This is a genomic window from Pseudomonas sp. NPDC090201 (assembly GCF_044746825.1).
Taxonomy (GTDB): Bacteria; Pseudomonadota; Gammaproteobacteria; order Pseudomonadales; family Pseudomonadaceae; genus Aquipseudomonas; species Aquipseudomonas putida_AD.
In genome coordinates this window covers 828,065-842,876 of sequence record NZ_JBIVCX010000001.1, presented here as the reverse complement: position 1 = coordinate 842,876, position 14,812 = coordinate 828,065, and the positions used below count along the sequence as shown (strand labels likewise).

Sequence of the window (14,812 nt, the reverse complement as noted above, 5' to 3'; positions counted from 1 at the left end):
TGCCGCGATCAATGGCGCCCCATTGATCGCGGCGTATCAGGCTTAAATGATATCGTTCGGCTCGAAGCTGTCCGCCCGCGCCATGCGCCACATGCGCGAATAGAAGCTGTCGTCGACGATGCCGTTGAGCAACTGCCCCGGTTGCAGGAACACGTGGGACTGGGAGAACAGCTTGACCTCGGTCGGCGACTGGCGACGCACCAGATGCTTGGCTTCCAGTTGCGACGGCGAGTCCAGGCCAGCGGCGGCGATCATCTCGGCCAGGGCGTGCAGCGTGCTGCGGTGGAAGTTGAACACCCGCTGCGCCTTGTCCGGCACCACGAGTGCGCGCTGGCGCAGCGGGTCCTGGGTGGCAACGCCGGTCGGGCATTTGTTGGTGTGGCAGCTCTGGGACTGGATGCAGCCGATGGCGAACATGAACCCCCGTGCCGCGTTGGCCCAGTCGGCGCCGATGGACAGCACGCTTGCGATGTCGAACGCGCTGACGATCTTGCCGCTGGCGCCGACCTTGATCTTGTCCCGCAGGTTCAAGCCCACGAGGGTGTTGTGCACGAACAGCAGGCCTTCGCGCATCGGCAGGCCCATATGGTCGGTGAACTCCACGGGGGCTGCGCCAGTGCCGCCTTCGGCACCGTCGACGACGATGAAGTCCGGCAGGATGCCGGTTTCCAACATGGCTTTGGCGATGCCCATGAATTCCCACGGGTGGCCAAGGCAGAATTTGAAGCCCACCGGTTTGCCGCCTGACAGCTCACGCAGCTTGGCAATGAACTGCATCATCTCGGTAGGGGTCGAGAAGGCGCTGTGCCGCGACGGCGAAATGCAGTCCTCGCCCATGGGAATGCCACGGGTGTCGGCGATTTCCCGGGTGACCTTGTGCTTGGGCAGAATCCCGCCGTGACCCGGCTTGGCGCCCTGGCTCAAAAAGTTTAAATCTTCAGTATGTTGACCTAAAAACATAGGCTGATTGATAGGGACTGTGAAGTGGTCACGTTGTATTAGCTATGAAGTTAATCCCTGCTCGACTCCGGTAGTCATTCTCATCATAGATCTTCTGGTTGTTTCCAATGCTAACCAAAGGATAGTACCTATATAATATATTAATAAGTAACGCCTGACTTTCGGTAGGGTTTTGGCTAAACCCTAGTAATTGCGGGACGAAAGCTACGTCCATGTGTCAGCTGAATAAACTATGGTGCCAGATTTGAAATCATGCTTTGATTTGCAGCTGTATGGCGCGATCGGATCTCATCTTGCACGATGCTTGAGAGGTAAGGGTCGAGATGGGGGCTAGAGCTAACTACTCTTGTATCTTAGCGTTAGCACCACTAGACGGGTGATCGAGAATGAATAAAAATCCTGAAGATTAATTCCTTGAAGGGGGCGTAAGTGGGGCGAAGGCGAATCAAAGTCGAAGTCGATCAAGAGTTATTGCACGCGCAGACTCAGCAATGTTTCGATGTGACGGATGAAGATGGTCTCTATCCATTTTCTAATACATTCGCTTGGCGTCCTCAAAATGGAAAGGACAAGGGAAAGCAGGTATCGCTGACGTTGGATGCCGAAGCAACTTCCAAAATGGAGGTGCTCTCCAAAGCAAACAACACTTCTAGATTTTTTTACTCCGAGTTTAGAGAATGTTATCCGTGGGCAGTAAGAGCCCTGAGTCGGGGAATTAAAACCTTATGTGTGGGTAAGCGGGTTTCGCACTCCGAAGGTTCATATACAAGAAACAGTGTCGGGGTATTTTTAGCCTTTTGCAGGCGTGAAGAAGTTAAGTTGGATGATTTTGAGGACCTGAGTTTTCAGCTTCTCTGCCGGTGGCGAAGCGACTTGCGCTTAGACGAAAGGAATAGTCGTTACAAAGCCGCGTTATTTAGGCGGTTTTGCAAGTTGCTAGAACTGTTAATGGGGACTGAGGAGTATCCGGTAAAGTTCTCAGTTCCAGTATATCAATCAGATGCACCAGACCAGTTGCCGCCTTACGGTGATGCGGTCATGTACCAGTTAATTGCCGCAGCTATCAGTGATATTGAGAGAGTAATGGTTGGCGCGGAACGATTTCGAGAGCTTACTGAAGATATTCTAAAAGCAAACCCGCCAAGGTGGCCATTTGATAAATATGACTGGAAGATTCTAATATCCGATTTCGTTCAGGGCGGATGTAGTGTCAGACGTGCCGCTGAAGACATGATTGGTGTTGACGAGGCGGCGAGATATGAGCTGACGCGCAAAAGTAGTTATGTATATAGTCGTCATCCCGAAGCATTCAGTTTGTTTTTTGAAAAAGTTGGACTTGTTGGTCATTCTGGGGATGGCGAGCCATTAGCAGCATTGCGGCGCCTGGATGAGAAAGAAGTTTCGAGTCGAGATTCATTGTTTCCGTTTTTTCTATTTTTTATAATCACTTCGGGGGCGAACAAGGAAACGGTGTATAGTTGGAAGAGAAGCTACAAAGTAGACGGGAAAACTATATCTCCACTCGACTGGAAAGATCCATTCGATCCGTCCAGGTGCCGAGTCAGAGGAATTAAATATCGCGGTAAAGGCAAGTTGGTTGCCAGTGCGGAAGACACTTGGATTCAGATAGCCGATGACGGAATCTACCCCATTCTAAAATTTTTGATTTGGTACACTGAGCCATTATCTATTTTAAATGAGACTGTAGCAGCCGACTCTGAGTTGCACGAGAGCTTATGGTTGTATAGAGAAAAAAGCTCAGTGTTCAGCTATGAAGGGCGTGATGCATTCTCAGTTGCATCTCAATCATTTTTAAAGCGGCATGAAATTTCAGATGTTCAATATGATGAAGATGGCAGCTTTACCGCTAAGAGAATCATGTCGTTGGACAGCAGGCGTTTCAGAAAAGTGTTTACGGCTAAAGAGCTTTTGAAAGCGATCAAAAGCTCTCAGAATTTCCAAGAGTTGGCAAATCAACTTCAGTGCGCACTGCATCACGCTCAATTCGATACAACCTTAGCGAGTTACATGTCTCTCGGGAAATCCAAAGATATTATTGACGTCGGAATATTTACTTTGCAGTCGCAGATGATAGAGGCAGCTCGAAAATTTAGAGGCGCCCGGATTGAACACTCCAATGTGTCGGGCAGGCCTGGGATCTACACCGCATGTGCAGATCCTGCGCACCCTGATTATGAGAAGGCGTCCACCCACGTCACATCCGAGTGTGGTGAATATGATATGTGCCTTGGGTGCACTCAAAGTCGGGTATTCAGCATTCATCTACCCCGCATAGCAATGCGCATTATTCAATATGAAAGTTTTAAAATAACTCTATCTCCTGACGCGTGGGAGAGTGCTTTTGGAAACAAAACTGCTCGTGCGTACGACGTCCTAGCTGGCTGGTCCAAAAAAGAAGAGGTTGAGCAAGCTTGGCAGCAAGCGCGCGCTGGAAATGTCTTTCTACCGCAGATCATTGTCCGAGGGTAATTGGATGAGTTCTACGTCATTGTCTCCAGAAGTTGTAGAGAGTTCGAGTGAACAGCCCGATGTTGTCAGTATTCGATGGGCTGAATTGGGCAACGCTGCAAATACCTACGCTAAGCGAAGCGTATGTGCATCGTCCGTTTTTGATCAAGATAACTGGGATTTTCGTGCGGAGGGTGTAGATAGGTTATCTTTTGACTCCCTCATAGGTCATGAAGGGCAGCGATATCTGCCTATCAGGCTATTACTCAAAATGGTCGCACTCGTACTATTGGGGTTTAACGCTAGATTGGACAGATCTTACAGAACTGCCCACAATATCCTGTATGGCGGAAAGCAGTTAATCAGATGGCTTTTACATCGAGGTTATCTATCGTCCAGTAATCCCGGAGGATATTTCAAACTACCTAGCGAGCTTCATGCAGAAGAATTACAGTTGTTTTATGATGAAGTTGCTGCATCTCCATGGCATGATAATACTAAATTTGATAAGGTGCGTTTTTTATCAGAATGGTGGCATCTCTCATATTCTAGCGATTATTTGCCGAGTTGTTTAAGGTTGTCTTCTGATCCGTTCGGCGGTAAGAAAGTAGGCGATCTATTTAGTAGTAATAATTTAGAGGGGCGGGCTTACAGGGCTGAAGATGATGACGACGCGCGTGGGTGGTTGCCGATACCTTTGGAATTCGCATTCCCTATTGCTAAGGCGGCGGTAGAATATATTGACCGATACGCAGTCTCCCTTGTTAAGTATTATGAGGTGGTCTATGAGGGCGTAGTTAGCATTAAGAAGGGTCATACTGTTACCCGGGGACGCATTGTGACTGAGTGTGCGGCACGTGGCATTACGCTTGAAGAACTTGGGAGTAATCTTCCATTTTCATTGAACTTTATGCGCTATGCATCACCCTCAAATCCCAGAAAGTATACCTACCGATTAGATCGTAAATGTGCGGATCAGGCTTTTTCCTATATAAAACGTGCTGCGATTGTAGTGATTTTATTCACCACGGGTATTCGTGCTCGTGAACTAAGAAGACTGAAGGTTGGATGCTGTGTTCCAGATTACCGGATCGGTGTTGATAATTTTTATCGCTTGACTGTGACGGTGCAGAAGACGAGCGCTGAGTATGCGTCTGGTCAGCGGATCACGATTCCTGTGCCAGAAATAACCTACCGAGCAATAAAAGTTTTGGAAGCTTTAGGGCGTGGAAATAGACGTGGCGAGATTCTGATTGCTCCGCTCTATAATAACGAAAAGGAAGATCGTGTTACGGATACAGTGTGTCACCAAACTGTTCTCAACTATTTGCAGAGCTTTTGCGAAGACAGTGGCATAGATTATCGACCACACCCTCATCAATTCAGAAAAACAATCGCAGGTTGGTTTGCAATGAACAGCCCAGTCTTAGGACCCTTACTTGTTATGACGCTGTTTTCGCATAAGAAGCTCAGCATGACTGAGATGTATTTTCGGAACAACCCATTAATCAGATCCGCCCGTGAAGAAATTCTCTTGGAGCAGTCGCTCAAGTTAGTTCGAAGCATCAGCCACGCCGCTACGTCGGGGAAATTGGCGGGGCCTTCTGGAGAGCGTTTGAAGGCTGGCGTAGCGGCAGATCCTCTTTTTCGCGGCCTGACAGGCGACCAGCTTGCAGTCACCATTGAAGAATACCTAAGAGAACGCGCATTTCATGGTTCGAATCATTTTTTACTAACCCCGCTAGCGATCTGCATGTTTAACCCCGATGACGATAATGAAAAGCCGTGTACTTTGCTGATTGCCAGTACCTCGTCGGACGGCGAAGATTCAGCGTTAAATGCGCTTCCCCTGCCTAGCGCGTGCGTAGGCGCCAAATGCGACCATTGTCTGTTGACAGACTGCCAGTCGGGGCCGCTTGAGCAATCGCTTCAGTTTTACCAAGAACTGATTGAGGGAGCTGTGGCTGAGGACTACTCCCAGAATCTGCATCTGATCAATACTGCTCGTGAGTTCGTAGCGGATTACACGCCGCTGCTGGAGCAAATCAGGTGAGCGAAAATTGGCTCAAGCTCAAACGTGCGCAAGACGCCCTGGAGCAGCTCCGCACAGAGTGCTTACGAAACGGTAGTAAGATGGCCGTGGCTCGGCTGGCGGTTCTGTGCGACGTTGATAGAAAGTATTTCTATGGCCATATCAACACGCCTGATGCTGATCTTCGCCTACGCTGGAAGTCACTGGGCGATGAGGTTAGAAGTTTCAATTTGTCTAGGCTCCCGCTGCCGCCGCATAGTCACGAGGATCCATTATCAGTAGAAGATAAACTGCGCAACGCACTGATCGAGAACTACGGTCTCGTAGAAACTGCGGGGCAGCTAACGTTGGTCAACAATCGATTAAAAGACCATCTGTCCCAAGCAAAGGAAAAGTGCGAGATTTTGGAAGGCCGCGTTAAGTTGCTGGAAGCTCGTCATAGCCCATCTTCAACGTCGAATGGCCCAATTGTATCGTTTACGCAAAAACCAGTTGTTGTGTCACCGGATTACTTCGCTGAAGGCAATGACTCCTTCAGCAGGACCAAGGCATGGGTTGCTGCTATCAGTGAATTGAAGCTAATGTTAGCGAGGCCGGTTGTTAAAGACTTATACCTAACTATAGGTGTCCCTGGGTGTGGCAAGACGACTTGGGCAGGTGCTCTACATCCCGCGCAGCGTTTGCCATTGGTTTTTGATGCATGCAACCTCACTAAGTCAGACAGATATGAGGTTTTAGATGCTGCTAGTCGCTGCGATAATCTGCGCCGTATTGCAGTAGTATTTTATGTCCCGCTGGAAGTTGCTCTTCACAGAAATAGACAGAGGATTGAAAGCAAACGCGTGCCGGATAATAAAATATCTAAGATGTACGCGTCCATCGAGTATCCTCAATTATTCGCTGATGATGAGATTTTCGATGAGATTATCATTGTCCGCTCGGGAAGGGATCAATGTACCTAGAGTTTGTTCGTTCAGAGAGTGGCGTCATAGTTCCTCACGTCGGTGGGAACTTGTCGTTTCCATTGGTCAAGTATTTCATTTATTTAATTAATACTCCGATGGAGAGAGGAGGGCGTAGAGAAGCACAGACCATTCAAAATATTTATACGCACATGAAAATCTGGATGGACTACTGTGCTGATCTCTCGCTTGGTTATGACTCTGTTACCTACGAGATCCATTTGGAGGCACTCCGCAGTTCTCTCAAAAGCCGGGGAGTGAGTTCTGAATCATTTAACATCTATTACAGATCGTGGAGAAGCTTCTATGAATGGTGTGATAATGAGGGTATATCGCACCTGATGCGTTTCCCTGCGAAGCATACTCTCGTCCGACAACTAGATACCTCTTCTCGATCTAATTCAGCAAGAGTTTCGGGGGGGCGCATAGAGGTTGATCCCGGCCTAGAAAGTGTTGATCAAATTTCTGATTACAAAGACAAAATATTAACACATAGGGAATTTTCGGTGCTCTCAGATGAATTGGAAAAGTTAGACCCGGTTTATAAGTATATTGCTTACATGATGGTAACCACAGGGTTGCGAATTGGCGGGGCGATTCAAATTCCTCTTGGGGCTGATGCCCTCAATCCGGGTTGGTTGCGTTACCCAGAGCTACACGCAAGTGGGAGTAGTTTTCAGAAGCTGGCTTATATTCCCAAGGGCCGTAAGGGAGTGCGTAGGTGTATCGTTGTCACAGATGCATTGGGTGTGCTTCATAACGAATACGTAACTCTAGTAAGACCAAAAAGAGCTGTCGCATATCAACATGATAACGGTATAAATTCATCTGTACCGTTGTGGCTGAATTCCAAGGGGAAAGAGGTGACGCGTCATGAGATTTGGGCGGCGTTCCGCGCGGTTTCCGAATTAATTGGTCGGCGCATTACTCCGCATTTCCTGCGCCATACGTATGCTTCCTATATCGTCTATCACTACTTCAAAGCCAATGGTTTAACTCCAAATCTAGCGTATATACATGATATACATGAGCAGTTACGAATACAGCTGGGCCACCGTGACATCGAAACCACTAAAAAATACATTAGGACTGTCATCAGCGTTAAGATGGAGGCTTGGTTGCCAGTATTGACTCCTCACGTACGGCAGTTAGTTGATAAAAATTTGCCAGGTAAAGTGCTGGCTGCGGTCACAAATTTTTTTGAACCACATGGTCACAAATAATAGGCGCATTTAAGCGTGCCTTTCCATTTGCGCCGTGTTACCAGCCAGTCCGTAGGAGGTGGTGCGTCAGCGAGCTACTGTCAGTGTGCCTCTATCACTCTGCTTACAAGGAAGAGCGAATCAAAGCTTCTATGGATTACCTGGGGGGAGCTTTTGTCCGATTCAGACTGACGCCGCAACTAGGAGTCAAGCGGTGCCAACGTCGGCGCTGCCTAGATTGCCAAGTTATTTGAGCAGCTTGATCCGCCTCGTGCACCGTTGCCCCACCGGCAGGAATTTATGACTTTAATTTTCTTAAGCTATGCGGCCGGTAATTCACCAACGAGACATTGCGGTCAGCATTCATTGCATCAGACCACCGAAGGTGAGGTCAGGACCGCCCATCATGGCAATCGATATGATAGCCACAAGTCGTGAGGCCACTACGCGGCGAACAAATAGGGTTGAAGACTTCTTGTAGGTTTATATGTCAGCATCTGGATGCAAGCGTCAGATGGCGTTCCTGACTATTATGGAAGGTCCGGCGGTTGAGTAGGAGAGGAGTCTGTACCCAATGATGGCAGGTTGTTTCGCACCCTTTGACCATCCCATCAATTCAATGTCATGTGTCGTCCTGACAGCTTCAAACAGAACATTCCTAGGGCCGGTCGCCCTAGGTTTACGAGATACTCCGCAACTGCCTCTCAAAAATGTGCCAGAGCCTTGCCAAATTTCTAGATAGCGAGAAGGCTTCAGGGGGGCAGCTAAGTGAACTCGAACCATGCGATAGTTGTAGTTATGTTGTTTCATTGGCGAGTCTTCTTACGAGAGAAAGAGCAGCACTGATGCCTGTGTGAGATAAGCTGTAATAAAACTTATCATTATCAAACTTTGCTTCAAAGTGAGGGCTAAAGCGCTGATTAAAAAACCTACTCACATTGTTCTTGTCTACCGCTAGAGTCTTTTTGCCTTTTCTTCGAAGGTTTGGGATGTTTTGGCGGGCGTTTTTCGCTATTTGAGTGGTGGTCAGAGGTGGAGATTTTTTTTTGTGATCGATCAACATGGACACTAAAAGTGCCTGTTCCAAAGGTAAAAATTCTACCATTTTCGAAATGTCACAATTGAATGGTATGAGCTGGGCGTTGTCTGTTAGATTGTTGGTGGTTCTTTTTATATATTCAAATAACGTTTTTTCATTAGGAATTATTGCAGCGTGCTCACGAATTCCATCAAGGCCCATTGAGTTTTGGATTTCATTTTTGCGTTCAAATTCTGCAAAGCTGATTGGAGCATCGTATCTATTTCTGATTTTATTCCGCTGGTACCTTACGTCTAGACTGCTGTCAATGTATAGTACCTCCAGGTCGATGCCAGATAGCTCCTCTTTTAGTATCTTAATTTCTTTCGGGGAACGAAAGCCTGTAATTACTAGCCCCGTTTTGTTTGAATTTTTAACGTACTGTGATATCTGTCGAGCCACTATTCCAGGATCTTTTTTTAGAGCGTCTTTAGCAAAATCTTGAATCTTCATTTCCGTTGCATAGCCATGCCTGGTGTAAAGCGCGCAGCGCATAAAATCACTGGCTTCAATATGGCGGTATGCATGCAGTCTTGCCAAAGCGGTAGCGAGAACAGTTTTTCCTGCACAAGTAGCTCCGCAGATTATGTAATTCCGTCTCGGAAACAGCTCACCTTGCAGTGGTTTGTCATACAACTGTTGTGTTTCAAGAAGATCTTTGTCCTTCAGAAAATCAATAAGCTGTTGGAGTGCGAGGTTTCTGAAGTCGTATTGTAGGCTCGAATTTAATGGCAATTGACTTATCGGCTTTTTTGCACCGTTGGGAACGAACCATTTATTAAAAGTTTTATTGTCTAGCCACGGATAAAGTTTATTAGTCTCAAAAGGTGTTTCTGCTTCTACTATAGTGCCTTCCGATTTTCCCACAAAAACTTTGTAGGTCTCTTCAGGTGAACTTCTAAGGTTGGGTGGCAGATACAGGACGATATCGGATCGTACTGTTACATTCCTATTATTGCCAAGCTCTTTTAGCTGCCTGTCAAGCTCAGTAAATGATGTTTCTCGCATCCAGTATTTGACATCAACACCGGGAAACTCCCGCTCAGTGCTTAGTGCTTCGATTGCAATGGATGTATCTTCGATAAAGAAAATTTTATGCTGATTTTTGGAAACGAATCGTGCAAGCAAGGATGTGTCTTCAGCCGTATTTGATTCTTCAATCTCAGTGTCCGAAAAAAATGCAGGTTGACGCTCTTCATCATTGCTGCTAAGTGTTTTGGCTAACCTTAAATTAGCGCTTTGTACGCTTTCTTTGAGGAGGAGGTCTCTGTCTTCGATACGAGGCTCATCGTAAGGTTTACCATAATTTGGCGGTGGCAGCAGTAGAATTGGCTGCTCACGTAGCAGAAACTCAAAATGTGCTATTTTTGTTAAATTCGATGATAGGAAGACGATCTTAATCAATTTCTACCACTCTCCCATGATTGTTAGGTGAGCATTTTGCGAATATATGGTTTCCTGGAAGGGTCATCCTATCAGCGATATTCTGGACGGTAGGAGCCATGAAGTAGATTGCAGGCCCTAAGCTAGAAAGGCCAACACAGGAAGCGCCTGACTCTGCCAGATTCGCCCTCAGTTCACGGAGTTCAACTGACTGCGCCATCCATTCGGCGTTCTTCCACTGGTAGTTTTGCGTCGCATTTATGGCTGAGCAGAAAGTATTAAAGTCTTCTTCGATAGCCGCGCAGGCTAGCCCTGATAAAGCTTGGTAGATAGATCCATGGACTGAGTCGGGCGCTATAGGGCAGGTTTTTTTAAAAAATTTTACCTCGTCGTCTCCTGATATACGGTTTTCACTCAGCGGGACAAAGACGCCGATAGTCCAAGCCGCAGGAAGAGGAACATTGATCAAATTTATTGGCTGCTGTCGTGGCGCATTTCTGGCGGAAGATGGGCCTAGTTCCAGTTCTGCATGCTTCACCCCAAAATCGACATTCAACCCTCCTTTAAAGTAAGTGTTAATTCCCACACCTGAGGTGCCTCCTCTTCCGGACGTCGATATTAGCTCAGCTTGTGTACATGGAATTTTATTAAAGATGCTTGCTGCTTCGACGCAAGCTAATTTCGTGGCCGTACCCGTACCGAATCCGCTGTGGGGAGGAGGTCCCGATATGAAAGTGATTTTCATACTTCGCTGATAATGCCCTGTAGCGTATATCTGCCGCATGAAGCTTACAAGACGACTTTCCTCCTCAACGGTGTAGGGAATGGGACGCTTGTCGATGATCTGTAGTGATTGACTCGGAGAGAATTCAATCACAGTATCTAGGCCATTAATGCAAAAGCCGACCCCCCCGTTTTGCCTATATCCGGTGTTGCTCATATCGAATAAATTTACATGTATCCGGGCAGGTGTGGTGATTTTTATTATGTTATTCATAGTCATCGGACGCATTGGCTATGGTTTCGTTGATATATTCGAGGTATAGTCGAGTGTAAAGGCCGTCTTTGTTGAAGTTTATCGCCGGTGTATCTTTGCTTTTTTTGTTCTTGAATATTGGTCCAACTACGCAGTTTGATCCGGCTAAAAAGATACTGTGTGTTGGTTCGAAGTCGTAGTAGTTGATCTTAAAAAGCGTAGGGTATCTTTGATTTATTTCAGCGGACTGTGGCAACGTTTTGTTGGTAAAGTCTGCACGATCTGCCTCACTTAAGTACTTGGTTTTCGGAACCAGCAGCGTGACCTCAACACCCCTTGCCAGAGCTTCGGACAGATCCTGCGCCCCGTAGACATCCGGGTTAGCAAAGTCATCTAGCAAACGGTTGCAGGTCACTCCAATAACAATTATTTTGTCACTGACTTTTGTTGATTTTATCAATTTTCGATAGTATTCAGGGTCTTTCCTGTTTATTAGAAACTCAACAAGACCGTGTTTTTTGTACTCTTCAAGCTTCTTTTGCTCTAAGTATTGAGTAAAAAATTGTAGTGCTGCAATACCAATGCCAGACACTAAACCGCTTAGTACGCCAATCCATCTGCTGTCCGCATTTGGGTCGGCATAAATTAGTATTCCCGTCAGAATCAACGTAAGCCCCACAAGAAATGCAAAATATACTCGGGGTGCTTGAACTACAAAGTTATGTTTCAACATGTCCATTATGGTGCGCCTATAATAATTACTTCCTTTTTGGGTTTTTTGCTCAATGCATGTGGCATATCATGCTCAAGCAAGGTCACATCTTTGAATTGCGTTTTAAAAAAATTGGATATGGTTTCAATCTCGGGGAACGCATCGTGAACATATGAGAGGCAAACGATAGATTTTTCGTGCTTTTCAATGAGCGAGAAAAGATTTTCTTTGAACGTTTTTTTATCAGTCCATTTGAGCATGCTTTCTGGGCTTGGAATTGGATGGTTTCGTTTTGAAAGGTCAACCATTCCGGCCCATCTTTCAGGCATGCAGATGCCCTCAAGAAAATGATATCTGTCCATGTATGAGATATCTTGCTTTTTTACAGGCACGTAAGGCGGGTCTAGGTAGACGAAATCATACTCCGCCGGTATATCGATTGCATCTGTGCACGGAAGAACCGTAGGCGTAAATTCTGACGACCATCTAGTCTTATGGATCTCGCTCAATGCCCGGCTCATCAGTACAGAAAAAGGCCTCTCCCAGGTTGCCCAATTTCCGAATTTAGTATCCTTAGTGTTGTTTTCTCGTAAGTAGAGGTTCTTTCTGTGAAACAGGTTGAAAGGTCTTTTTTGCAGACAAGCTTGCATTAGGCAATATAAAATCTCAGATTTTTTCAGATGGTTTTCAATTTTTGATAACTCTGCTATTGCCCCATCAAGCCACATGTTTTCTGTGTTGGTGTAATATATTCCGGCATAGTGTTCGGATATGAAACCGGATGTGGGTTGGATGCTGTCGTAAAATTGTTCCAGATCAAAATGCGTTGTTGCACATTGTTCATTCGATAGTAATGCTGTGGCAATCGTTCGATTTGATTCTAAAAGATCGTTATAGGTAACTTTCTTGTTAATGTGTTTAAGCGCTAGGGATACGGTGGATGTCCCGCCAAACACATCTACTGCGGTGGTGAAATTATATTTATTAAACTCCCCAAGCATCCATTGAACGAGCCTGCGCTTGCTACCGTAGTAGCGTGTTTGTGGAAGGTAGACAGAGTTTGATTCAGGTGTTGAGGCTTGAGTAGCCATCTGGTGAAAAGAGTTAACTAGCGTGTTAGTGCGGTCTTCAGAACTGGGTTGCGTCAAAGTGGACGAGCGAGCTTGTGAGCATCGAGCCTGCTGTTCTAAATTTTTCGAACTCTCACGTGGAGGGGGAGTAAACATCTGACGCTCCGATAATACCGTTATGTCTTTGCACGGGTGCCACAATGTTTTGAACTGAGCTGCTACGATATCTTGGCATGTCGCTTCGAAAATTTAACAAACTGGCGACCATTATGGCGAATTTCGGCGAATTGCTAGCTGTGGAGACAGGATAGTAGCTTCCGCGACTGTGCGAGCCTCCCCCGTACGCTCCGCTGCATTGCTCCACCTCTGTGAAGCTGACCTCAGCACGGCCCCTCATCGTATTTTGTGCTTCCATCGCCTTCGGTCAGCGAGAATACCACTTCGTTGTTCTCGGCGTGTTGGCCCAATGGCAATTTTGATTAGCGACCGTCAAGCTCATGACCGAGTATGCTGCCGCATTTTTCAGCGTAGTTTTTGGCATGTCAGTCTGGCTTATGACTGGCCATGCCCTGCTAACGTTAGGCGGCTGGGAAGGGGGCGGCAAAGGTCGTGCTGCCAATTACATCCGAACGCCTTCTCACGTCACCACCGTCGTACTTGGCAGTTTCTATCACGATAAGCAACCCAAGCATCTGACAGCTAACGGCTTCAGCTCTGTCTCTCCGGCGGGGGGCTCAGCTCTAATCAGCTGGCAAGAATGATCCAGGCGAGGGTGATGACGAGTTCTTGGGCCACTTTCGCTAGGGCAAGATCCTGGAGGTCTGCGATCAGGCGCTGGGCTCGACACGCTGATTTTTTGATGTGCTCCAGCAGACTGGCCTCCTTCGTCGAATGCTCGCCATGAATCAGCTGGTCGATGCTATGCGAATGGCTCCAAGTGGGTTTCAGATTGTTGCGATTGCAAGTATCGTCTCCTCAAACCAAGCTTTTGCATTGCCTTATCATGGGCCGCTTTCAAATCGACTTTGGCTTGACGCTGTGCAGCCGCTTCGGCCTTTTGTCCGAAGCTCATAAGCTTGCTTCGAGCGTTTGAGCAACTCGCGCTCGTACCGGTCCGTGCCGCTGAAAAGCGCAAGTCCTCAGAAAGTCCGTAGGCAGGATTCTGTCTGATGCGATTACATAGCTTCTAACTCGCCCTCAACGTCATCATTTTATAGATATTATCGGTTTTAGTAGGCTTTCCTGCCCATGACGCTGCTGAGCAGTAGCCTTCTAGGTCTGGTAAGCAGCACCCGCATCGCAGTCTGCGCGGTGACTATGGACCGGCACGGTTTCAATCCTAAGAGCGGCGCGAGCCCCAGGGCTGGTGCCAGAGCCGAGAGGCGAAGGGGTGGACTGCGCGTTGATTGGCATGCTGAACAAGCAGCAAAGGGTATCCAAGGCACCGCTCTGAGGGATGTGAGCATTCATCTATCCCTGGAGTTCTTTCACGCCTGAAGCCACGGTATCGACTAGTGCTAAGGCATCGACTTGACGCTGCTCTGCGACTGCGAGGGTGAGCAAGGCGAGGGGATCGACGTCGAGGATAAGCGCAATTTCAGTCACGAGTAACCAAGTCGGGGTGCGCTTGCCTCTCTCAAGCTTGCTTACGTAGCTTTCCGACACGACGGTGTAGAAGGCCTCTTGGGTCAGACCTTTGGCGAGCCTAAGCCGACGCAACGTGATGCCAAAAGCTTCTGAAAATTCCACTCAATTACCCAGCCAGAAAAGCTGGTATTTGACCAAAACTTCGTTTAGATTAACTGGGACATAAGTCCTAGCTGCAATGTTTTCATATTATTATTAGGCACCTTGAGCACCTCGGTCGTTACCTCCGCCGATTTTACAGTGCTCTGAAGCTTGTCATATCTGGGTGGCCTGTATGGTCTGGACTAGGAGGCTGAGGAGTGTGGACACTTTGTAGGTAGA

9 protein-coding genes and 1 pseudogene are annotated in these 14,812 nt (G+C 47.2%); 4 read left to right on the top strand and 6 right to left on the bottom strand.

Features of this window, described 5'->3' with window-relative positions:
* Positions 1-42: 42 nt before the first annotated feature.
* Positions 43-924, bottom strand: a pseudogene (locus ACIPOO_RS03905) (glutamate synthase-related protein); the annotation flags it as partial.
* Between the two features lie 465 nt (positions 925-1,389).
* Between ACIPOO_RS03905 and ACIPOO_RS03900 the strand changes: the two are divergent.
* The 4 genes from ACIPOO_RS03900 to ACIPOO_RS03885 are packed head-to-tail and all read left to right on the top strand — an operon-like array spanning position 1,390 to position 7,646.
* Positions 1,390-3,450, top strand: a complete 2,061-nt coding sequence (locus tag ACIPOO_RS03900; protein ID WP_400604565.1) for a hypothetical protein — start codon at positions 1,390-1,392, stop codon at positions 3,448-3,450.
* A complete protein-coding gene (locus ACIPOO_RS03895; RefSeq protein ID WP_400604563.1) occupies positions 3,383-5,482 on the top strand; it encodes a tyrosine-type recombinase/integrase in 2,100 nt (699 codons plus the stop codon). The genes ACIPOO_RS03900 and ACIPOO_RS03895 overlap by 68 nt, the downstream gene beginning before the upstream one ends.
* Positions 5,479-6,423, top strand: coding sequence for an AAA family ATPase (locus ACIPOO_RS03890; protein WP_400604561.1), 945 nt, complete (start codon positions 5,479-5,481; stop codon positions 6,421-6,423). The genes ACIPOO_RS03895 and ACIPOO_RS03890 overlap by 4 nt, the downstream gene beginning before the upstream one ends.
* Before the next feature lie 50 nt (positions 6,424-6,473).
* The gene (locus ACIPOO_RS03885; protein WP_400604559.1) at positions 6,474-7,646 is read left to right on the top strand and encodes a tyrosine-type recombinase/integrase; all 1,173 of its coding nucleotides are present in this window, start codon (positions 6,474-6,476) and stop codon (positions 7,644-7,646) included.
* Between the two features lie 775 nt (positions 7,647-8,421).
* On the opposite strand, the gene ACIPOO_RS03880 is transcribed toward ACIPOO_RS03885, so the two are convergent.
* The 5 genes from ACIPOO_RS03880 to ACIPOO_RS03860 form a co-directional block, all read right to left on the bottom strand.
* On the bottom strand, positions 8,422-10,107 hold the full coding sequence (locus ACIPOO_RS03880) for a non-canonical purine NTP pyrophosphatase (protein WP_400604557.1): 1,686 nt from the start codon (positions 10,105-10,107) through the stop codon (positions 8,422-8,424).
* A complete protein-coding gene (locus ACIPOO_RS03875; protein WP_400604555.1) occupies positions 10,100-11,098 on the bottom strand; it encodes a beta-ribofuranosylaminobenzene 5'-phosphate synthase family protein in 999 nt (332 codons plus the stop codon). The genes ACIPOO_RS03880 and ACIPOO_RS03875 overlap by 8 nt, the downstream gene beginning before the upstream one ends.
* The gene (locus ACIPOO_RS03870; RefSeq protein WP_400604553.1) at positions 11,076-11,801 is read right to left on the bottom strand and encodes a hypothetical protein; all 726 of its coding nucleotides are present in this window, start codon (positions 11,799-11,801) and stop codon (positions 11,076-11,078) included. The genes ACIPOO_RS03875 and ACIPOO_RS03870 overlap by 23 nt, the downstream gene beginning before the upstream one ends.
* The gene (locus tag ACIPOO_RS03865; RefSeq protein ID WP_400604551.1) at positions 11,801-13,000 is read right to left on the bottom strand and encodes a DNA adenine methylase; all 1,200 of its coding nucleotides are present in this window, start codon (positions 12,998-13,000) and stop codon (positions 11,801-11,803) included. Before ACIPOO_RS03865 ends, ACIPOO_RS03870 begins: the two co-directional genes overlap by 1 nt.
* A gap of 1,314 nt (positions 13,001-14,314) precedes the next feature.
* Positions 14,315-14,593 carry a helix-turn-helix domain-containing protein gene (locus tag ACIPOO_RS03860; protein ID WP_400604549.1) on the bottom strand — a complete coding sequence of 93 codons (279 nt, stop codon included), beginning with the start codon at positions 14,591-14,593 and terminating at the stop codon, positions 14,315-14,317.
* Positions 14,594-14,812 lie beyond the last annotated feature (219 nt).